Source organism: Oceanisphaera sp. W20_SRM_FM3, from assembly GCF_052119705.1.
Taxonomy (GTDB): Bacteria; Pseudomonadota; Gammaproteobacteria; order Enterobacterales; family Aeromonadaceae; genus Oceanimonas.
This window is the reverse complement of the sequence record NZ_JBGQOP010000010.1, coordinates 16,463-37,392: the sequence shown is the minus strand read 5'-3', so window position 1 is coordinate 37,392 and position 20,930 is coordinate 16,463. Positions and strand designations below refer to the sequence as shown.

The 20,930-nt window shown below is 48.9% G+C and carries 21 protein-coding genes and 1 riboswitch; of the genes, 13 read left to right on the top strand and 8 right to left on the bottom strand.

Annotated features, from left to right (window positions below; all coding sequences use genetic code 11):
- Positions 1 to 65 precede the first annotated feature (65 nt).
- A riboswitch (yybP-ykoY riboswitch) is annotated at positions 66 to 204 on the top strand.
- A gap of 38 nt (positions 205 to 242) precedes the next feature.
- Positions 243 to 800 (top strand): manganese efflux pump MntP, encoded by a 558-nt coding sequence (locus tag ACEN2G_RS07365; RefSeq protein WP_442020832.1) that lies wholly within the window; start codon positions 243 to 245, stop codon positions 798 to 800.
- A 581-nt stretch (positions 801 to 1,381) separates the two neighbouring features.
- On the opposite strand, the gene ACEN2G_RS07360 is transcribed toward ACEN2G_RS07365, so the two are convergent.
- Positions 1,382 to 2,059 (bottom strand): heavy metal response regulator transcription factor, encoded by a 678-nt coding sequence (locus ACEN2G_RS07360; protein WP_442020831.1) that lies wholly within the window; start codon positions 2,057 to 2,059, stop codon positions 1,382 to 1,384.
- Positions 2,060 to 2,278: 219 nt separating this feature from the next.
- On the opposite strand from ACEN2G_RS07360, the gene ACEN2G_RS07355 reads away from it, so the two are divergent.
- The 4 genes from ACEN2G_RS07355 to ACEN2G_RS07340 all read left to right on the top strand — a co-directional run bounded on the left by ACEN2G_RS07355 (position 2,279) and on the right by ACEN2G_RS07340 (position 6,287).
- Entirely contained in the window at positions 2,279 to 4,177 is a 1,899-nt protein-coding gene (locus tag ACEN2G_RS07355) for a copper resistance system multicopper oxidase (protein ID WP_442020830.1), read from the top strand.
- Between the two features lie 26 nt (positions 4,178 to 4,203).
- On the top strand, positions 4,204 to 5,211 hold the full coding sequence (locus ACEN2G_RS07350; RefSeq protein WP_442020829.1) for a copper resistance protein B: 1,008 nt from the start codon (positions 4,204 to 4,206) through the stop codon (positions 5,209 to 5,211).
- Positions 5,212 to 5,264: 53 nt separating this feature from the next.
- Entirely contained in the window at positions 5,265 to 5,750 is a 486-nt protein-coding gene (locus tag ACEN2G_RS07345) for a cupredoxin domain-containing protein (protein ID WP_442020828.1), read from the top strand.
- Between the two features lie 132 nt (positions 5,751 to 5,882).
- On the top strand, positions 5,883 to 6,287 hold the full coding sequence (locus tag ACEN2G_RS07340; RefSeq protein WP_442020827.1) for a c-type cytochrome: 405 nt from the start codon (positions 5,883 to 5,885) through the stop codon (positions 6,285 to 6,287).
- A 16-nt stretch (positions 6,288 to 6,303) separates the two neighbouring features.
- On the opposite strand, the gene ACEN2G_RS07335 is transcribed toward ACEN2G_RS07340, so the two are convergent.
- On the bottom strand, positions 6,304 to 7,722 hold the full coding sequence (locus ACEN2G_RS07335; protein WP_442020826.1) for a heavy metal sensor histidine kinase: 1,419 nt from the start codon (positions 7,720 to 7,722) through the stop codon (positions 6,304 to 6,306).
- 449 nt (positions 7,723 to 8,171) lie between these two features.
- Here ACEN2G_RS07335 and ACEN2G_RS07330 point away from each other — a divergent pair, with 449 nt between their 5' ends.
- The 4 genes from ACEN2G_RS07330 (at position 8,172) to ACEN2G_RS07315 (ending at position 12,786) form a co-directional block, all read left to right on the top strand.
- A complete protein-coding gene (locus ACEN2G_RS07330; RefSeq protein ID WP_442020825.1) occupies positions 8,172 to 9,056 on the top strand; it encodes a LysR family transcriptional regulator in 885 nt (294 codons plus the stop codon).
- Positions 9,057 to 9,409: 353 nt separating this feature from the next.
- The gene (locus ACEN2G_RS07325; protein WP_442020824.1) at positions 9,410 to 10,387 is read left to right on the top strand and encodes a DUF1852 domain-containing protein; all 978 of its coding nucleotides are present in this window, start codon (positions 9,410 to 9,412) and stop codon (positions 10,385 to 10,387) included.
- Between the two features lie 41 nt (positions 10,388 to 10,428).
- On the top strand, positions 10,429 to 11,457 hold the full coding sequence (locus ACEN2G_RS07320; RefSeq protein ID WP_442020823.1) for a methionine synthase: 1,029 nt from the start codon (positions 10,429 to 10,431) through the stop codon (positions 11,455 to 11,457).
- A 666-nt stretch (positions 11,458 to 12,123) separates the two neighbouring features.
- Positions 12,124 to 12,786 carry an ankyrin repeat domain-containing protein gene (locus ACEN2G_RS07315; protein ID WP_442020822.1) on the top strand — a complete coding sequence of 221 codons (663 nt, stop codon included), beginning with the start codon at positions 12,124 to 12,126 and terminating at the stop codon, positions 12,784 to 12,786.
- A 228-nt stretch (positions 12,787 to 13,014) separates the two neighbouring features.
- Here the strand turns inward: ACEN2G_RS07315 and ACEN2G_RS07310 are convergent, their stop codons facing one another.
- Both ACEN2G_RS07310 and ACEN2G_RS07305 read right to left on the bottom strand, forming a co-directional pair.
- Positions 13,015 to 13,977 (bottom strand): sensor domain-containing diguanylate cyclase, encoded by a 963-nt coding sequence (locus ACEN2G_RS07310; protein WP_442020821.1) that lies wholly within the window; start codon positions 13,975 to 13,977, stop codon positions 13,015 to 13,017.
- A complete protein-coding gene (locus tag ACEN2G_RS07305; protein ID WP_442020820.1) occupies positions 13,967 to 14,794 on the bottom strand; it encodes an alpha/beta fold hydrolase in 828 nt (275 codons plus the stop codon). The genes ACEN2G_RS07310 and ACEN2G_RS07305 overlap by 11 nt, the downstream gene beginning before the upstream one ends.
- A gap of 522 nt (positions 14,795 to 15,316) precedes the next feature.
- Here ACEN2G_RS07305 and ACEN2G_RS07300 point away from each other — a divergent pair.
- Together ACEN2G_RS07300 and ACEN2G_RS07295 are read left to right on the top strand one after the other, a co-directional pair.
- A complete protein-coding gene (locus ACEN2G_RS07300) occupies positions 15,317 to 15,811 on the top strand; it encodes a DUF6933 domain-containing protein (protein WP_442020819.1) in 495 nt (164 codons plus the stop codon).
- Between the two features lie 76 nt (positions 15,812 to 15,887).
- Positions 15,888 to 16,607, top strand: coding sequence for a hypothetical protein (locus ACEN2G_RS07295; protein ID WP_442020818.1), 720 nt, complete (start codon positions 15,888 to 15,890; stop codon positions 16,605 to 16,607).
- Between the two features lie 92 nt (positions 16,608 to 16,699).
- Here the strand turns inward: ACEN2G_RS07295 and ACEN2G_RS07290 are convergent, their stop codons facing one another.
- Entirely contained in the window at positions 16,700 to 16,765 is a 66-nt protein-coding gene (locus tag ACEN2G_RS07290) for a DUF4113 domain-containing protein (RefSeq protein WP_442020904.1), read from the bottom strand.
- Positions 16,766 to 16,799: 34 nt separating this feature from the next.
- Between ACEN2G_RS07290 and ACEN2G_RS07285 the strand changes: the two genes are divergently transcribed.
- The gene (locus ACEN2G_RS07285; protein WP_442020817.1) at positions 16,800 to 16,949 is read left to right on the top strand and encodes a DUF2256 domain-containing protein; all 150 of its coding nucleotides are present in this window, start codon (positions 16,800 to 16,802) and stop codon (positions 16,947 to 16,949) included.
- Positions 16,950 to 17,139: 190 nt separating this feature from the next.
- Here ACEN2G_RS07285 and ACEN2G_RS07280 read toward each other — a convergent pair whose 3' ends face one another.
- The 3 genes from ACEN2G_RS07280 to ACEN2G_RS07270 form a co-directional block, all read right to left on the bottom strand.
- Positions 17,140 to 17,730, bottom strand: coding sequence for a histidine phosphatase family protein (locus ACEN2G_RS07280; RefSeq protein WP_442020816.1), 591 nt, complete (start codon positions 17,728 to 17,730; stop codon positions 17,140 to 17,142).
- Positions 17,731 to 17,828: 98 nt separating this feature from the next.
- Entirely contained in the window at positions 17,829 to 19,004 is a 1,176-nt protein-coding gene (gene purT, locus ACEN2G_RS07275) for a formate-dependent phosphoribosylglycinamide formyltransferase (RefSeq protein WP_442020903.1), read from the bottom strand.
- Positions 19,005 to 19,088: 84 nt separating this feature from the next.
- Positions 19,089 to 19,640 carry a glycine betaine ABC transporter substrate-binding protein gene (locus ACEN2G_RS07270; RefSeq protein WP_442020815.1) on the bottom strand — a complete coding sequence of 184 codons (552 nt, stop codon included), beginning with the start codon at positions 19,638 to 19,640 and terminating at the stop codon, positions 19,089 to 19,091.
- A gap of 373 nt (positions 19,641 to 20,013) precedes the next feature.
- Between ACEN2G_RS07270 and ACEN2G_RS07265 the strand changes: the two genes are divergently transcribed.
- Positions 20,014 to 20,811, top strand: a complete 798-nt coding sequence (locus ACEN2G_RS07265) for a hypothetical protein (RefSeq protein ID WP_442020814.1) — start codon at positions 20,014 to 20,016, stop codon at positions 20,809 to 20,811.
- Positions 20,812 to 20,930: the final 119 nt, after the last annotated feature.

Genomic DNA, 20,930 nt, shown 5'->3' with positions numbered 1-20,930 from the left:
TAGTGGGAAACCCTGTCTTTTTGGCATAATGCCGTACTTTGTGGGTTTAGGAGTTTATGCTAATCTGAACGCTCTTTGGGGAGTAGCCTGCTTTCGTTCTGCGAAAGAGTTCGTGTCAACATACTTGGCCATATGCCATGGTGCGAACACCTCTCGGTTGGCGAGACCATCGATATATCTATACTGCACGTCGGGGGTATGGGTATGTCGTGGACTCGATACCCGACCTGAGAAAATAAAAAGTGAACCCTATCGCCCTGCTGTTACTTGCTCTTTCTATGTCTACTGATGCCTTCTCTGTGGCTATTAGTAAAGGAGCAAGCCTTAAAAATCCCCGTTTTACCGAAGCGTTAAGAATGGGCCTCATTTTTGGCACCATTGAGGCGATCACCCCCGTAATAGGTTGGTTTATTGGTCAATCCGCTGCACCTTATGTAGAAGCATGGGATCATTGGATAGCGTTTACCATACTTGTCGCTCTCGGCGTACATATGCTGTATGAAGGCCTGAAACCTGAGAGTCAAAAGAAAGAAACCCCATCGAGACATTCTTTTTCCAGACTCGCTTTAACCGCATTCGGCACCAGTATAGATGCGATGGCCATAGGCATTAGCTTAGCGTTTGTGGACGTTAACATTCTCCTAGCAGCAAGCCTCATTGGTCTGGCGACAACAATCATGGTCACGTTAGGCGTTATGCTGGGGAAAGTATTGGGTTCGTTATTTGGCCATCGAATTGAAATCTTTGGTGGCCTAATGCTGATTGCTATCGGCGCGTGGATTCTGGTAAGTCATCTTTAGTTACGAGCAGGTTCAATATACTGTCTGTTACCGCCCGCATTTTCCGGCCGGAAAATGGCAGCCTTTGACGATGAGAGCAACAGCGCACACTGCATTGCACCACAAACTGCCACTAAGCCCTACTTTGTCACGTCAAAGATACTAGGGCCTGTTGACCTTTCGCGGTTAAATTTTGTTCGAGTTAAACGCGCTTTTATCATAGTGTTGATAAGCAAAACTAGGTAAAAATGCAGCGTACGCTAAGGCATGAACCGCTATAAGATCGCAGGCTGTCACTTAGTCACAAGTTTCTGTCGATTTTAATAATGTACCCTGAACAGTCGGGTTGTACGTTTCACACGCTGTTGGGTGTGTAGAAGCAGAGCTTGTAGCCGCCCGTCTCTTTGGTAAAGAGGACTTCGGCGGTCCGCGTCAGCGGATGGTTTAAACAACACCCAAAACCGTGGCGAAGTCCTCTTCACCGAAGAGACGGCCACCTACAAGGGAGATATACCTATTTACAGTAGAAAGTCTGTCCACTTCACGCTTGCTTATAAGGCAAGAAAAAGATGTGACTAAGTGACAGGATCGCAGGCTCAAGCTTACCGAGTAATATCTATGGTGTAGCCCATGCCTCTGATGGTTTGGATGAGTTTAAGACTGAAGCCATCATCTATTTTGACGCGCAAGCGGCGAATAGCCACGTCGATAACATTAGTATCGCTGTCGAAATTCATGTCCCATACCAGAGAGGCGATCAGCGAGCGCGGTAGCACCTCACCTTGGCGGCGCACCAGCAACTCCAGCAGCGCAAACTCTTTATTGGTTAAGTGGATGTGCTCTCCGGCACGCATCGCATGGCGACGAGGTAGATTGAGCGTGAGATCGGCCACTTCCAGTTGATTGCTAAGTCCTTGGGGGCTACCTCGGCGCAGTAAGGTTCGTACTCTGGCCAGCAATTCAGCAAAAGCAAAGGGCTTGACGAGGTAATCGTCGGCCCCTAATTCCAATCCCCGTACCTTATCCTCTACGCTATCTTTGGCAGTTAAAAATAACAGCGGCATCTGTCGCCCTTGATCGCGCAGCGCTTCAACAATCCGCCAGCCATTCAGATCTGGCAGCATGACATCGAGAATGATCAAATCATAAGGCTCAGTAACCGCCAGATGCAGGCCATCTAAACCGTTGCGGGCAAGATCCACCACAAACCCTGCCTCATTGAGTCCTTTTTGCAGATAATCCCCGGTTTTTTGTTCATCTTCGATGATCAAAATTTTCATGTTAGTCCTTTATACCGTCATTGATGCCCCATGATGGCGGCCATGCTCGGCTGCTGCCAGCGTTATGTTTATAGCATGAAGCTTACTTGCTGCCAGTCACATGACCGCAACATGACAATTTTGTAATCTGGCGGTCATGTTGACGACAGGCTGACCTTCTATTCTTTCCTTATATAAATATTCCTAATGAGCAAAATGCCAACAAGGAGAGGAGTTGCGATGAAAGTAATCGAGAACAGTCCCAATCTACCCCGACGTAGATTTGTACAAGGACTCGCTGCAGGTGGCGTGGTGTTAGGCATGGCGCCCATGTTGAGACCCGCGCAGGCTGCAAGTGTGGGCACAGTCACCGGCGATGTACCTGTGCTGACCGGCAACGAGTTCGACCTTATTATCGATGAAACGCCCGTTAACTTTACGGGCAAAATGCGCATGGCCACCACCATTAACGGCTCCATTCCTGGCCCAACACTGCGCATGCGTGAAGGAGATGAGGTAACGATTCGGGTGACCAATCGGCTGAAGGAACCAACCTCCATTCACTGGCACGGTATTATTTTGCCTTATCAGATGGACGGCGTGCCGGGCATTAGTTTTGCGGGTATCGCCCCCGGCGAAACCTTTACTTATCAGTACAAGTTGGAGCAAAGCGGCACCTATTGGTATCACTCTCATTCGGGCATGCAGGAACTTACCGGTATGTACGGGGGATTAATCATCGACCCCGCCGAAGGCGATAGCATTAACGCCGACCGTGAACATCTGGTGTTGCTCTCAGACTGGACCGATGAAAATCCAATGCGAGTATTAGGTAAGCTCAAGAATCAGGGCGATCTCTATAATTTCAATCAACCTACGGTATTCGACTTCTTTCGTGATGTGTCCAGTGATGGCTTAACGTCAGCACTAAACAAACGGCAAATGTGGAACGAAATGCGCATGAGCCCCACCGACTTGGCAGATCTGTCCTCGGAGACGCTGACCTATCTCATGAACGGCACCGCTCCTGCGGGCAACTGGACTGCCCTGTTCAAACAAGGTGAACGAGTGCGGTTGCGCTTTATTAATGGCGCCGGCAATACCTTTTATGATGTTCGTATCCCTGGGCTAAAAATGACGGTGGTTCAAGCCGACGGTCTAAATGTAGAGCCAGTGACAGTGGATGAATTCCGGTTCGGCCCTGGCGAAACTTATGATGTGCTGGTGGAGCCCCAAGCCGAGGCTTATACCCTGTTTGCCCAAGCGATGGACAGAACCGGTTATGCCCGCGGCACCTTAGGTACGCGAGCAGGACTGAGTGCTGCCGTGCCCGAGTTAGACCCCGCTGAATGGCTAACCATGGCCGATATGATGGGCGATATGGGCGGCATGGATCACGGCAGCATGGATATGAGTGGTATGAACATGAATGCCATGAGCAGCATGAACCACAGCGCCATGAATATGAACGCCATGGCAGACATGGACCATAGCAGCATGAATATGGCTGGCATGAACGGTATGGATCACAGCACCATGAACATGGCTGGCATGAGTGGTATGGATCACAGCAATATGAATATGGGCGCTATGGCTGGAGGATTAACTAAGGCGAGCAGCGAGGTGAATCATGCCCGTAGTGAGTATGGCCCTAGCGTGGATATGCGAGTAGATACGCCGCGCACCAACTTGGACGATCCCGGCATTGGCTTACGCAATAACGGCCGTCGAGTACTGACCTTGGCCGATTTGCGTACCCCAGGCGGCCCTATGGATCCAAGACCGGCGGAGCGGGAAATAGAACTACACCTGACCGGCAATATGGAACGCTATACCTGGTCGTTCGATGGCGTTGAATTTGGTAGCTCCACCCCAGTGCACTTTAACTATGGCGAGCGAGTACGGATCATTCTGCACAACGACACCATGATGACTCACCCCATGCATCTACACGGCATGTGGAGCGAACTGGAAAATCCGGACGGGAGTTTTCAGGTACGCCGCCACACCATACAGGTGCAACCGGCGCAACGAGTCAGCTTTTTGGTCACTGCAGACGCGCTTGGACGTTGGGCTTGGCACTGTCACCTCATGTTCCATATGGACGGGGGTATGTTCCGCGAAGTGGTGGTGTCATGAGCGGGATCAACGGAAGGAAAGCGACCATGAAATCCGGATTGAACAGTATATTACTGGCCTTAACAGTGCTGCCAGCTGGTGCTGCATTGGCTCAAGACGTTCATGCCAAGCACGGCTCAGCACCGGCAAACAGCCAAATGAAAACTATGGATCATAGTCAAATGAAAGACATGGACCACAGTCAGATGAAGGACATGGACCACAGTCAGATGAGGGACATGGATCACAGTCAGATGAAGGACATGGATCATAGCCAGATGCAGGGTATGGATCACGGTAGCATGCAGATGCAGGGAGGCTCAGCGCCCGCCGACGCCAGAGATGCCGACGCCTATTCCGGTGGCTTTACTTTGGAAGACGGTCCCTATGTGTTGCCCGGCCCTCGTCAGCTAAGACTGGCTGACGAGCATACTTTCTACGGTGTGCTGGTTGATAGATTAGAGCGGGTGGATAAGGGTGCAAGCCATACCTTAGCTTTTGACACCCGCGCTTGGCTGGGTCGTGATTACAACCGAGCCGTACTCAAAGCTGAAGGCGACATAGAGCAAGGCAAGCTGGCAGAAGCCAGTACTGAGCTGTTATGGAGCCATGCACTAAGCACCTTCTGGAACAGTGAATTGGGTGTGCGTTATGACACGGGGCACGGGCCAGATCAGGGCTGGTTAGCCTTAGGTGTGGCGGGCTTGGCCCCTTATTGGTTTGAACTCGATGCCACAACCTATTTGGGTGACGATGGACAAACGGCGTTAGCCGTAGAAGCGGAATATGAACTCTTATTAACCCAGCGACTGGTATTGCAACCCAGTGTGGAGTTAACCGCTTATGGTAAGGATGATGCCGAACGCGGCCAAGGCCAAGGTTTATCTGAGCTGGTGGCCGGTGCTCGACTGCGCTATGAAATCGATCGCCAGTTTGCCCCCTATTTAGGCTGGGAATGGGCGACCGCGCTGGGAAATAGCGCCGATCTACGGCGAATAGAAGACGAAGCAACCCAGGAAACTCGCTGGTTGGCTGGGGTTAAGTTCTGGTTTTAAACCGTGATGATATTCAACAAATACGCTAAACAAACACCTTAAAGGAAACACTCATGCAAAAAACACTATCCGTACTCATGCTGTATTTATTACCCGGCTTGGCAATGGCTGCCGGCGAGCACGGTGACCATCAAGGCCATGATATGGCGGCGATGCAGCAGCATATGCAGGGGGTAGGCATGCCTGGCAAGGCGGCCGACGTGAGTCGTACCATAGAAGTAGTGATGATGGATAACATGCGTTTTTCACCGGAACAAATCGAAGTAAAGGCCGGTGAAACCGTGCGGTTATTTATTAAAAACGCAGGTAAAGCGGCTCATGAGCTCGTTCTTGGCGATATGGCATCCTTAAAAGAACATGCCGACATGATGCGCCAAATGCCGGATATGAAACACGCCGAGCCCAATATGATCACCCTGCAGCCAGGCCAGAAAGGTGGCTTGGTCTGGAAGTTTGATCAGGCCGGCACCGTCGATTTTGCCTGTCTGATCCCCGGCCACATGGAAGCAGGCATGAAGGGCCAAGTACAGGTGAAATAGTACAGGTGAAATAGTACAGGTGAAATAGTACCGGTAATCTAGTCGCAAAAATGTATTAAACAAGATGTAACACTAATGGCATGGGCCTTGGCCCTGCCATTTTTCCGTTAATTGAGTAGAGGATGTAATAGCGTGAAAAAAACATCAGTAGCCATTCGTTGGCGGTTATGGGGCTTAGTGGTTGGTGCGCTGGTATTGGTTGTTATTATCGGCAGTCGATTTTTACCGAACGGTGAGTCGGGGCTGCAAAACCAGCAAGCACAGCTATCTCAGGGTAAACAGGCTTATAACGATAATTGCGCCAGCTGTCATGGTGCAGACTTGAAAGGCACTCGCCAAGGCCCACCCTTTATTCATCCTGTGTATGAGCCCTCTCATCATGGGGATGAAGCATTTTATCGTGCCGCCGCTAATGGCGTGCGTGCCCATCACTGGCGCTTTGGCGATATGCCGCCGGTATCGGGTGTTACCCAAGCTGAGGTGGGTGAGATAATTGGCTATATTCGCGAGCAGCAGCGGGCCAATGGCATCAAGTAAATACCCTACCCGCGCCTCAGCTTTTAAGGGCGGGGAACCAAACACTAAAACAGGTTTCTTGTGCATCAGAGTGCACAGCGATAGTGCCTTGATGCGCGGTAATAATCGCTTGAGTAATCGCGAGCCCAAGCCCAGTGCCCTCGGTTATGGGTTGGCGTGCATGGTCCACTCGGTAAAAGCGGTCAAACAGATGAGGCCATTCTTCGATTGGAATCGCCGGTCCCGGATTGGTGACTGTCACGGTTGTGCCCTGTTTATCACTGTTAATAGCCATGCGCACTTCACCCTGTGCTGGCGTATAGCGAATGGCATTCGTGAGTAGATTACTGAAAGCCCGTTGCAGCATGGCTTTGTCGCCCAGCAGCTGAGCTTGGCCTTGTCGGTGTAGGCGCACTTGTTGCTCACTGGCCAAGGGTTCAAAAAATTCAATCAATTCATCTAACTCATCACTCAAGGCCAGTGGCGTGGGCTGCATGGTTAACTGCCCTTGCTCTGATTTGGCAAGAAATAGCATTTCACCAATCATCCTTGCCAGCCGCTCGGCAGTTTCTAGATTCGCGTACAGCACTTCTTTGTACTCTTCGGCATTGCGCGGCTGTGCCAACGCCACTTGAGTTTGCATCATTAGGCTGTTAACTGGGGTGCGCAGCTCGTGAGCAATATCCGAAGAAAAAGCGGTTAGCCGCTGAAAAGAATTTTCCAGTCGATCCAACATGTCATTAAATGCTTGAATGGGCGCGTGCAGCTCCGAAGGTGCATTAGTTAAAGAGAGCCGATAGTCGAGTTTGTTGGCGGTGACCCGAGCAGAGAGCGAGGCTAGGCTGCGTAATGGCTTGAGGCCGGAGCGAGATGCCAGCCACCCTAATAGCACTGAGATTAAAGCAATGCCGCCCGTCAGCCAAGCAAGGCCAATTTTTATTTCATCAATAAAGTGCTGATGATAGCTGGTGTCTAATGCCACACGGACCAAGACCGTATTGGGAGTATTGCGTCCAGTTATCGCCGAGCCAACCGCAACCCGATCGGTAATACTGCGATAGCGAATACCACCTTCAATCCAGTTCTCTTGCAATGGCAATGAGTCATAGTCGGGCATGGCTTGATTCAAGCCGGGTTGCCGCTGTTCGGTAGGAGTGACGCTAACCAACTCTTTACCTTGTCGATCTCGAATCAGCAGGAAGTACCCACTGTGACCGGCGAGCATATTGTGCAAATCGGCTTCCAGTATCGACCAATCTTGGCCATGGCTCTGTTGCCGGCTGGCGATAAACTTCTTAGTTAATATTATTTTACTTTGAATATCACTTTCGTCTTGGCGCGCAAAGTGATGCTCTAACGACTGCATTAAGACGACACTCACTAAACCCCATATCGCCAACATGGCGATGCTAAACATCAGGCTGAGCCGAGTGGTTAAAGACAGATAACTGCTCATTATTAAGTGTTTTAACCTGTAATGATCCAACGAGGCCCAATATAGCATGCCACGAACAGGCACAAGTAAGATGACGGCAAGGTAATCGTGGTATCTGGTGCTCGTAGAGCTGCGGGCCACATTTTGGCTTTATATCCCTTGCTGTTTTAACAGAGACATAGCGGTAGCCACAAAAAACGGGGCCAAGATAGCCCCAGAATAGTCAGTATGTCATTTCAAGCAACCTTGCAGCTGCTGATGTCCATCATCAGTTGCATTTGAACCATCTAATTCTCCATAAACTGGCGACAATCCTCCGGCTCAATTACGGGGAGATTAAGGTAAGAAATAACTCAACCGCGGATCGCTTTAGACAGTGCCAGTGTGTTGGTTGAATGAATATAATGATGTATTCTCAATAATCCATGAATTATATTCATAAATTACATACTAAAGACAGGAGTTAAGTGATGTTGGAGCGGTTTCACCTTGAAGTACTGGCGGCAATAAAAGAGCAAGGCACCTTAACCCAAGCTGCCGAGTCGTTAAATTTATCCCAGTCTGCATTGAGTCACAGCATCAAAAAATTAGAAGGCCAGATAAAAACTGCTGTTTGGCAAAAAGAAGGCAGAAGCTTGCGCCTTACCCATGCTGGTGAACAAATCTTAACGCTGGCCAGTCGGGTATTACCGCAATTTAAACACACTGAGCTGCTATTGAGTCAGATAGTAAAAGGCGAAATGGGCTCACTGCGCATCGGCATGGAATGCCACCCTTGCTATCAATGGTTGTTAAGAGTGATTGAACCTTATCTTGAAAAATGGCCAAACGTGGACATTGACGTAAAGCAGGAATTTCAATTCGGTGGTTTGGGGGCGCTGCACAGCTATGAGATAGATATTCTGGTCACGCCTGATCCCTTATACAAACCTAATTTGACGTTTATACCGGTATTTGACTATGAACACAGGCTGGTGGTTGCATCATCTCACCCCTTGGCCATGCAAGACTCGATCATGCCTGAGCAACTCAGTGAAGAAGTGTTATTTAGCTATCCGGTAGAACCCGAGCGGTTAGATATTTACAGTCAGTTTTTAAATCCCGCCAAGTGCACGGTCAAAAAACACAAGACCATAGAAACCACGGAAATAATGTTGCAGATGGTAGCTGCGGGCAGAGGTGTGTGTGCCTTGCCGGGTTGGCTCGTGGATGAATTCGCTAAAACCATGGCCATTAAAAGCCTGCGGCTCGGTAAACAAGGCATTAAAAAACAGATCTTTGTAGGAATACGAAAAGGCGAAGAGCAGATTAATTACCTGAGTGATTTTATTGCTCAGGCGCAAACCGTCCGATAATGACCCAGTCTTTTCTTTAAACCCACACTTTTTCAAGAATACTGCTACATCTGCAAGCGAGTCCAAGCGGTGACTGTCACATGCCGCTTACCTAAGAGAGCATGGGATTAGCGTTACCCATGATTTTTACTCATGCATTGATGAAATAAGATCACTTTTGTTCATGTCAGCATCCCTGTATAAATATAGCTATTCGCAGCTCTAGACATCCAGACAGCTAAAAATACTAGAGTTGATTATTCATTAGCTATAAACCACAAAGACGGTGCAGCTAGGGGCTAGAGCAATCGGTAAGCCCAGCAACAGCCAGCACACCTTCAGGTTTTATTGCCGGAAAAGGGATACCAAACATCATGAGCAACGACTTTAGCTTCGCTATCAACAGCATTAATTTCGACGAAAATTATCGCCCCTCAGACAATACACGAGTGACGACCAACTTTGCGAACTTGGCCAGAGGTGAAAGCCGCCAACAAAATTTGCGCAACACCTTAAGTATGATCAACAATCGTTTCAACGCCTTAGCGCACTGGGACAACCCCAAAGCCGATCGTTACTCTGTTGAGCTGGAAATCATTTCCGTTGATATGAAGGTACAGGGTAATGAGATTGCCTTTCCTAGCATTGAAATCTTGCAGACTTATATTGTTGATCACATCACCAAGCAACGTATTGCAGGCATTGTAGGCAATAACTTTTCCTCTTATGTGCGAGATTATGACTTTAGCGTTTTGCTATTGGATCATAACAAAGGCCAAGCTAAATTTAGTGCGCCAGAGGATTTTGGTGATCTGCATGGCAAGCTCTTCCAATATTTTTTAAGCTCAAATACTTACCAGCAGAACTTTAAAAAACTCCCTGTGATCTGCCTGAGTGTGTCGGATAACAAGACCTATCGCCAGACTGAAAATCAGCATCCTATCTTAGGTGTTGAATATCAGCCTAACGAGTCATCGCTAACTGAAACCTACTTTAAGAAGATGGGCTTTGAGGTTCGCTACTTTATGCCCCCTCATTGTACTGCACCGCTGGCGTTCTATTTCTTTGGTGACTTGTTAAACGATTACAGTAATCTTGAGCTGATAGGCACCATCAGCACCATGGAATCGTTTCAACGAATTTATCGCCCAGAAATTTATAACGCTAACGCTACGGCCGGAAGAATATATAAGCCTAATTTAAAGAATTCAGATTATTCATTAACGCAAATTGTTTATGACAGAGAAGAGCGTAATCATTTAGCTGTTGCGCAAGGGAAATTTACTGAAGAAAACTTCATCAAACCCTATCAAGCCATTCTTGAAGAATGGTCAGCTAGCTACGCTTCTTAAATTCTGTCTTATCATTAACGAAAATATAAACGGTACTTATGATGAAAATATTATTACCTACTTCTACTGCAGGCAGTTTACCTAAACCTTCTTGGCTTGCAGAGCCGGAAAAAATTTGGTCACCTTGGCGATTAGAAGGTGAAGAATTAATTGCAGGTAAACAAGATGCGTTACGTGTGTGGTTGCAAGAGCAGCAACAAGCAGGTATTGATATTGTCAGTGATGGCGAGCAAACGCGCCAACATTTTGTGACTACCTTTATTGAGCACCTTGATGGTGTTGATTTTGAAAAACGCAAAACCGTTAAAATTCGTGACCGCTACGATGCCAGCGTCCCTACTGTGGTGGGTGCTGTGAGTCGGCAAAAGCCAGTGTTTGTGGAAGATGCTAAGTTTTTACGCCAGCAAACCAAGCAACCCATAAAATGGGCGCTGCCAGGCCCTATGACCATGATAGATACGCTTTATGATGCCCATTATAAAAGCCGTGAAGAGTTAGCCTGGGAATTCGCCGCCATACTCAATCAAGAAGCCAAAGAGTTAGAGGCTGCAGGTGTGGATATTATCCAATTTGATGAGCCTTCATTTAACGTGTTTTTTGATGAAGTAAATGATTGGGGAATTGCGGCTTTAGAAAGGGCCATGGAAGGTCTTAAATGTGAAACTGCGGTGCATATTTGCTATGGCTATGGCATTAAAGCGAACACGGATTGGAAAAAGACCTTGGGCTCTGAGTGGCGCCAATATGAAGAAGTCTTTCCTAAGCTGCAAAAGTCTAATATCGATATTATCTCATTAGAATGTCAAAACTCTCATGTGCCTATCGATCTGCTGGAACTGATCCGCGGTAAAAAGATAATGCTAGGGGCCATTGATGTGGCAACCAACGTGATTGAAACGCCAGAAGAAGTGGCCGCCACATTACGCCGCGCCCTGCAATTTGTAGATGCCGATAAGCTTTATCCTTCTACCAACTGCGGCATGGCACCTTTATCTCGTGCCGTCGCCCGTGGCAAGCTACACGCCTTAAGTGCCGGAGCTGCAATTCTGCGCAAAGAACTCACGGCCTAGGCCTGATTGCTTAAAGCCGCTACCTAGGTAGCGGCTTTTTTATTTGGTACCGGCACTCACTAAGTGCGAGTAATACCAATCTGTAAAATTAACTGATCAAAACCTTTTTGCCACACTTCTTTGTAACGAGAGGCACGGAAGAACAGGTCAAAATAGTGATCAGATCTGAAAAGACCACGGTATGGGTAAGAGCCAAACATCACAACCTGAACGAGAGGAGCTCTTACCATATACAGTATTGATCACTTGTCGCACGTGAACTTCGTCCGTGCCTTCTGTGTTCTTCCGTGGCAAAAATAGTCTTTGATCTTTAGTTTTTGCCTTAATGTAAACCGATCAAATACTTACTTAGATTGGTATAAGTTTAACTGATTACCAACAAAGCTCAGCCATGTTTCAGTGACTTCAGCATCAATAGATTCAATGGGTTACAACGTAGGTGGCAACTTGTTCGCCACGGTTTTATGTTTTTATTTAAAAATTGCCAGCAAAGCTGGCCTGCCGAACAAGTTGGCAGCTACAAAAACCTAAAACAACGCGCATCATGGCTGAAGTTCATACGTAATCAGGTAAGTTTAAAAGTATCGCCTTTCAAATGCATCCCGCGACATCTAGCATAGGTACGCAGCTCATTTCCCCGCGTAGCACTGAATTTGGAGAAACCATATGTGGATAAAACGCACATTTTTTGCCGCCCTCTTTGGCGGCATGTTTTTTACGTCAATGGTAGTGCAGGCTAAGGTGCAGCAGCTGCACGATGCCGCAGCCAAAGGCGACAGCCATCAAATTACGGCACTGCTTAATCAAGGTGCGAGCATAGACGCGCGCGACGGCCTTAAGCAGACGCCCTTGATGATAGCCACCCATGGCAACCATATTGCCGCCGCCAAGGTGCTGATTGACGCCGGTGCAGATGTAAATGCCAAAGACGCTATTCAAGACAGCCCCTATCTTTACGCCGGCGCGCGGGGGCACCTTGAGATCCTAAAGATGACACTTGAGCACGGGGCCAATCTAACGAGCACCAACCGCTATGGCGGCACCGCCCTTATTCCCGCCGCTGAGAGAGGGCATGTGGAGACAGTACGCACCCTGATCCAAGCCGGTACCGACCTCGACCATATCAACAAATTGGGTTGGACCGCCTTACTGGAAGCCATTCTTCTCGCCGATGGTGGGCCGCGCCATATTGAGATCGTCAGGCTGTTAGTAGACGCTGGCGCAGACGTTAATCTTGCAGACAGGGAAGGCGTTCGGCCGCTGCAACATGCTCGCCAGCGTGGATACTCAGCCATGGTCACTATTCTCGAACAAGCCGGTGCTAACTAAGCGACTATCAATGGCAGTACTAAGCTTGAGCGCTCGCCTTTAACACATAGAACAATACGCCCGTTACTTACCGTGCGGGCCCCGACGGTCGCCAAGCGTGGCAGATACAGTAAGGGCTAGCAGATGCATTAAGATCTAACGGATAACATCTGCTAGCCCTTTTTCGTGTGTGCGGCATGTGTGTGGCGTAGATGTCGCTGTGAATTCAACATTCACGAAAGCAAGAGGCTAACCAACACATACTTGGTTTTTTCCTGCTTTTTTCGCTTTGTACAGTGCTTGGTCTGCTCGCTCATACAGGGTTCGCTCAGTATCCTCACTTCGTACTTCAGCCACTCCAAAACTCAGCGTTACGGTGCCGTACTGCCCTACAAATTGTTCGATTTCTTTGCGTTTACGTTCTGCGACCAAAAAAGCGTGCTCGGCTGTGGTATTGGGTAAAATAAGCGCAAATTCTTCCCCACCAATACGCGCCAAGGTGTCCAATTCACGCTTATTTACGCTCAACTGCTGACTTATCTCTTTTAAAACTTGGTCGCCAGCATCATGGCCAAAACTATCATTTATCGTTTTGAAATAGTCGATATCACCCACTATCAAGGCGAAGGGATGTTTAGCTCGCTGAAACAAAGAGAACTGTACGGCCATCTCTCTGTCATAGACGCGCCTATTATCTAGTCCTGTCAGCGCATCTTGGGTCGCCAATTGTTCAAGTTGCTGATTCAATATTGCAAGCTCTTGATGCCCTAGCTCAAGCTCAGAGGTCAGCGCTTTCAGGTCTTGTAATGCCCTATCCTTCTCGGCTACCGCCTTTTCCGCATGCTTGCGAGCCTGCTGCAGCTGTTCTTCAATTAAGTTACGGCGCTGCATAGGTAGCAGCAGTAATTGGTAACCCTCACTGTTTGGTGAGCAAACACTGGCACTTAAGATAACGGGCAGCACTTCCCCATTAGCATTGGTCAAAGACAAAAAGACTTCTTCCGCATGACCATGCAAACGCAATGACGGCAGCACATGGCCAAGATAATACATACGCGATGCTGTGGTCATCCAGCGTTCAGGTGAGTGACCTTGCAAGTCGGCTTTTTCCCGCCCCAACCAGTCACACAAGGATTGATTAACCGCTGTCACTTTATTTGCGGTATCCAGCACTATCAGTCCACCGGGAATAAAATCCACATCAATGAGCAATTAACACGCCCTCAAGAATGGCTTGGGCAACGACGCTGGGGTCGCTCATATGTGGATAGTGACCGCTGGCATTCAGTTTTTTTACCGCACAATTTACTAGCGTGCGTTGTAGGTATGCGATGACGTCAGTCGGTACTATTACGTCTTCATCACAGTATAAAATCAGCGTCGGTACGGTAACCTTGGGCAGATCTTGGCGAATATCGCTCATAAAAGTCGCATAAGCGAAACGCCGAGACGTGGTGGGGTCGGCATTAAGGAAAGTTTGGCGAAGTTCATCGGCGAGCGCGGGTCTATCTCCTGCGCCCATCACTATGGGAGCCAAGTAGCCGGCCCATTCAAAGTGATTGCGCTCCATCAGATCCAGCATTTCCAAAACATCGTGTTCCTCAAAGCCGCCGACATAATCAGGGAGATCGTTGAGGTAACGCGGTGAAGGGCCAATGGCGATGATTTGGCTAAATAATTGCGGCGCCTTTAGCGAGGCTAGCCAACCAATGGCACCACTGACTGAGTGCCCAACAAAAATAGGCTGCTCTAGGCCCAGCGACTGCACCAGATTCACCAAATCGTCTGCGTAAGCAGACAAATCCGTGTAACGCTCGGCATCATAGGCTGAAATATCAGCGCGCCCGCATCCCATATGATCAAATAGTACTAACGAGTATTGCTCAGCGAGTATTTGGGCCACCGGAGCCCAAATTTGCTGATCGCAGCCAAAACCATGCCCCAAGATAAGCGTAGGACGAGCACTCTGCTCAAAACCCTTGCCTAAGTGGTGAACATAATGCTGCTTTGCGAGATCGCTACTTGCCATAGTGTTTCCGCTTCTTCTCTAAATGATATGTGACACGCCAATTTATTGGCACATCCTGCTGCATAGCATAGCTCAGAGCAATACAATGCTAAAAATTTCTTATGGCAGCTAGATGAAAAATCTGTACTAGGGCTCAATGTAGGCTGGTTTATAAAGCCTTACTCATGCACTCAACCCCATGTTTTTTAGAAAAATCCGATACTGCATACAAGAGTCTGTTGAGCTTAGAGAGGTTTTAACAGCAATTGGTGGTAATACATGACTTTTGTAGCCGCCGTCACGTATTGGATGTAGAAAGTTCGGCAGTCTTACGAAGCAGGGTTTGCATTAGTCGTCATGCTGACAAAGTCAGCATCTACAGCGCAAAGATAAATGGAATGAAGGCCTTTTAACGCCAATTGGCCGAATCAGGCTTTAAGCTTTACCATGCAGGCTCTCTACTGATACACAGGTAACGCCATGATCCAGCTGCACGCCACCCGAAAATTATTTGAAAAGCTGCCACTGCTGGATAACGGCTAGTTGGCTGTTACGCCGCGCAGCCAGTGGCTGTTTGAACGACCTATGCTGGATATCAATCCGCTCAGCGGCTGGCACGGTCATCTGGTTACCTTGCAAAGGCGCAACTGTATATTACTGGTGCAGAATGTCACCCGCTTCCCACTGGTGTTACCTGCGCTGACCAAACCTGATTTTGCCGAGCTTAACGATAGGTTTGTAGATGTATTAATGAATACTTTGCTTAAATGCGGTGCCAACGAGGCACAGATGAGCACAGCACAACTGTGCTTACGACCGTTGCAGCTAGACACTCAATGTCAACGTTCTGAACAAGCCACACTCACTCGAGTCAAGCTTGAATTTGAACAGGAGCTGCTCTACCACGGCAGCAACATCAGCGAGCTAACGGGTTATAGTTCGGGAGCTTGGATTGCCAATATGCCCCGCACCATAAAAAATCAGGGTACGATTTTTCCCGCAAAAGCCATGCTGAGCTTACTCTCGGGCCTTGCATAGACTGTGGCTGAGCAGGCTAAGTTTGATAAACTAACTTTCTATTACCGCTCTACACCTACCATTAAAAGAGACTGATATGGCGACCAACATGCCTGCTGAAAACAGCACAGACGAAAAATTTATTACCGGCATAGACACTCAGCTCAAGATCAATAAAGCCGATAGTCAGAACGAGAAGCTGCAGTCGTTGGGCTTCTTGAGCTTTTTAGAAGAAGTGCAAGATGAGTTAAATACGGCGGTGGCGGTGTTTATTAACGTCAATGGCCATGATGTAGAGCAGATCAAAAAAGATCAGGTGGATTTAAATAGCTTGTTTGCTGACCATTCTAATAGTGCTAACAGTGCGAATTATCAGGATTTTTTAGTCTTGTTTGCCCGCACTAAAGCCAATATTGAGCAACTTGTGGCGGCCACAGGTCCGGAGCAATTGGCGCATCAAGGCATAGTAGATGAAGTGGTCAACCTTAGGGCCTTTATAGAGGCGCGCTATGCAAACCCAACTACTGAGCTTGAGCCTAAATCTGGCAAACGCAAAATTGACCATTATTTAGGTGCCGGCATCGTTCTTTTACCGATTATTTTTGCTTGGCTGACGCTGCGTAAAGGCTACTCAAATTGGTTAAGAATAGGCGCATTTATTTGGTTAGGCGTCTTTTTATACTTCACCACTCCTAACCCTAAAGAAACAGTGGCGCCGGCGCCAGCCGCCACAGAAGCACGGCCTGCTAGTGAAGAGCAAGACAACATTCGTCATGAGAAGAACCAACAAGAATTGGAGCAAGAAGAAAAAGAGTAGCTGGGGTTTGATCCGCAAGATTTAGAGCCTCGCCTAGCGCTAATGCGCGGTTGAGTGGTCTTAGATAAATCGCCAATGCGGGCTAGGTGACTTTAAGTGACTTTGGGTAAGTCGCTAATGCGGGTGGTGTAAACCGGTGATAGATAAGCGCGCTTCACTCAGTTTATTGTTGTGCGTAATCAGGAAGGTGTCATGCACAAAAAATTAAACCTACCCACTAAGATTTGCCCCGTCTGTTTGCGGCCCTTTAGTTGGCGCAAGAAGTGGGAGAAAAACTGGGAGCAAGTAAAATATTGTTCAAAACGCTGTGCTGGTCAGGCTCATCAGGTCATTAAACGGTGAGCCACTCACGACTCGCCCGACAAGCTGAGTCGTTGCGTTTGGCTCAGCCCCAGTGAATCACGGGCTTGAATCTTAGACATCCCTTCGTTTTCATAACAGACAGCGACATGTTCGCGACATAATCTAAATATGTACTAACCTCTGGCTCTGCTAAGTACCTCATTGTCTCTAGGATGAGAGCCTTTTCTCATTACAGACAAGCAATACGCGCTATCTGGCCGTTATGCAGTTTAAAAAACGCATCTTGCGGAATTTCTTGCTGCCAAATAGCTTGCTCATTCAAGTTGGCATACACGCCCCGTAATAAAGCGCCCGATAAACCGTGGGCCACCACCAATACTTGCGCAGGCAGTGCTGGGTCTTGCAGCCAGCTAGATAAGCGCTGTTGGGCGTGGGCTAGGGTTTCGGCACCCGGTGCCTTGAGATACCAGCTTAAAACGTGCTGAGAAATATGTGGATATTGCAGCTTTAAGTCGGGCGCTCTTTGTTGCTCCCACTCCCCTAAGCCCACTTCCATTAACCGCTCATCCAGCTGAACGCCTGAGGGCGATAGTTGCAGCCGCTCGCGAATAATGTGCGCGGTTTGTTGGGCTCGCCCTAAAGGGCTGGAATACAGCGCCCAGTCTTGGGGTTTATCTAATAAGTTTGCCAAGGTGTTGGCCATGGCATTGGCTTGGGCTAAACCAAGCGGCGTGAGATCAGAATTACAGTGGCCTTGTAAGCGCAGCTCGGCATTAAACTGCGTTTGGCCATGACGTAATAAATAGATGGTGCGGGACATGTGACTGACCTTAATAAAAAAGCGCCCAGCCCCAAGTAAAACAAAGAACCGTGTTTTGTTTTAGCTGGGCTCTGGGCGCCGGGCGCTCGGCGCTATGTTTAAAACTCCACTTTCACTTGGGCGGCGCTGTGGCTGGCTTTGGCTTTGGCGGCATCTATGGTGTCGGCTAGCGCCAGGGCCACGCCCATGCGGCGGCGGCCATCTATCTCGGGCTTACCAAATAAGCGCAGCTCGGTATCGGGCTCGGCCAGCGCCAAATTAAGGTCGCTAAAGGTGGTTTGGTTAGACTTACCCGTCGGCAAGATCACCGCAGAGGCCGCTGGGCCATATTGGCGAATAAGCGGGATCGGTAGGCCTAAAATAGCGCGGGCATGCAGCGCAAATTCCGACAAGTTTTGCGAGATAAGTGTCACCAAGCCGGTATCGTGGGGGCGCGGCGACACTTCACTAAACAGCACTTCATCACCGCGAATAAACAGCTCAACGCCAAATACGCCTAAACCGCCCAGAGCACAGGTTACCTGCTCGGCCATTTTTTGTGACGCAGCAAGGGCGGCTGCACTCATGGCTTGGGGCTGCCACGAAGTGCGATAGTCGCCGTCTTCTTGCAGATGGCCGATAGGCTCACAAAAACTGGTGCCGTTGGCATGGCGCACCGTGAGTAAGGTGATTTCATAATCAAACTGCACAAAGCCTTCGATGATCACGCGGCCACCGCCGGCGCGACCGCCCTCTTGGGCATAAGCCCAAGCGGCCTCTATTTCGCTCTCGTTGCGTACCGTGCTTTGCCCTTTGCCAGATGAGCTCATAATAGGTTTCACCACACAGGGCATACCAATTTCGCTAATGGCGGCGGTAAACTCTGCCAAAGTACCGGCAAAGCGATAAGGCGAGGTGGCCAGCCCTAATTCTTCTGCGGCTAGGCTGCGAATACCTTCGCGATTCATGGTGAGCTGGGTGGCGCGCGCCGTGGGGATCACCGTATAACCTTCTTGCTCCAGCTCCACTAAGGTGGCGGTGGCGATGGCTTCAATTTCTGGCACGATAAAATGCGGTTTTTCTTGCTCAATCACGGCTCTAAGAGCCGCACCGTCCAGCATAGAAATCACATGACTACGATGGGCCACTTGCATGGCGGGCGAGTTGGCGTAGCGGTCCACCACTATCACTTCTACGCCTAAGCGCTGCAGCTCTATTACCACTTCTTTGCCCAACTCACCGCCGCCGCACATTAATACTCGTTTTGCCGTTTTTGACAGCGGTGTTCCTATCATGGTCATGTTTATATCCTGTTAAAGAGTGCCGCTTAACCCAGCAGCCATTGTAAATTGAGAGGAGTAAGGTGTGAGGCATCCTCTTCACTCCTTACGAACGTCGACCGAAGAGGACGCTTGCTCAGCCAGCCAAGTTTCTGCCGCCAGTGACCAGTCTTGGCTTAATTGCCAGCGCTGCATGATTTCTTCGATATCACTGGGCTGCCACTGTATATTTTTTAAGATGGCTACCGCTTGGGGGGACTCTTCAACCAAGGTGCGACGCACTATGGTATGAGGCTTATCGTGTAAGGGTACCAGCTCGACTACCTCACTTAAGCCCACATCATTAGCCCCTAAGTCATCAAGCCTATCAAAAAATCGCTCCACAAACGGCGCCGAGGCTTGGGGCAACCAAACGGTCACACTGGCATCGGCTCTACCGGCCCACAACCGTTGCCAAATCTGCCCCAACCTTGCCTCTTCTATGGAGACTTGAACGCCTTGCTGCTTAAGCATGGCCGCCGCTAAGTGGGTGCGCGCCAGCTCACTGGGGGCGGCACCGGTTAAGAGCGTCACTTCATGCGATGCGCCATCGCCACAGGCGCTGAGCAATAACGCCGCTAAAGACAATAAACCGGTTTTCAGTCGCCGCATACGTTGTTCTCTCCTGAATCTAATGGCCTTAAGAATGCCAGAAAGTGTCGCCAATATCATGTGATCCCTTACTTAGTGCAGGCTTTATTAATGGGCAAAACTGACAGCAAAAACCACGGGTTGCCGCTGGTTTTTCCACCTTAACCAAGTAGTTAAACCTAATTGCACGCCGGCATTACGGTGAATTAATCCGTCTGCCAGCCTTAAAAAGTCTCGTGCTAGTCTGGCTGCTTTTTCAGCCAATTGTGCTAATGTGCTGCACCTTTTAGATAATGCTATTGATGCAGTAATGAAGCACTTATTCATCAGACCTTCGTTATGCGTGCCTGCGTTATCAGACCCGTCTCATGAGACACAAAATATGGGATACAAAATGCGTTTATTACACTTATTTTCCTCATCACCCGTGAAAAAGACCAATGGCCTGCTGGTGCTGGCACTGTGCACTATGCTCAGCGGTTGTTTTGCGCCTATGTTAGCGATGGGCCCCAGCCAATTGATGTGGGCATTTATCAAACCTTTTGTGGGCTTAGACCCCAGCAGCTCTCAGCTATTTGAAAAGCCGATGATTAAAAACCGTATGACGGCGCTATTAGGCGAAGATTACGAAGAGACGCTGGCACTGCTGCGCACTGCACCTGCGCTAAAGCAAGAAGGTACCTTGTTTTATCTGGCCTCCCCCACCGAAGACGGCGAAGCACAAGCGGCCGGTTTAGTGTGGAACGCGCAAACCAATAAAATGTCGGCTATCGTCAACGACGGTCAAGAGACCAAGCTATTTAATGAGCCCAATAGCACTGTGCCTGTGGTGTGGCCGAAAACCTTACAAACACTGGTGGCCCCGACCAAACAGGGCCTAGCTAAAGCCTCGTTTAGCGGCCAAAACACCGCAGTGGCTGAGCTTACTGACACAGAGCAACAGCTAAAAGCGGCACAAGCGCAGTTAAAAGCACTGCAAGACCAAGCTGAATTGCAGTCGGTGCAAGCGCAAATTAAGGCGTTGCAAAGCAAGGCTACACTTGAAGCCAGCAATAAAACTGCGGTTAAAGCCGATGTGAAAGCTAAGGTGAAAGCCGATGTGCAAACCAAGGCGCAGCTAGAAAACAAAGCCGGTTTTAACATTGAAAGCACCACAGAAACCAAGAAGCTGCAGGCTAAATCCGCTCAGTAAGCGTTTGACCCACGGTTTAAATGGTTGTTCGTGCCGAATAAAAAGCAAAAAAATGGCGTGGTTATCCACGCCATTTTCATTTCTAACCGTTAGCAAGTAGCCACAAATAAGTCATCTGG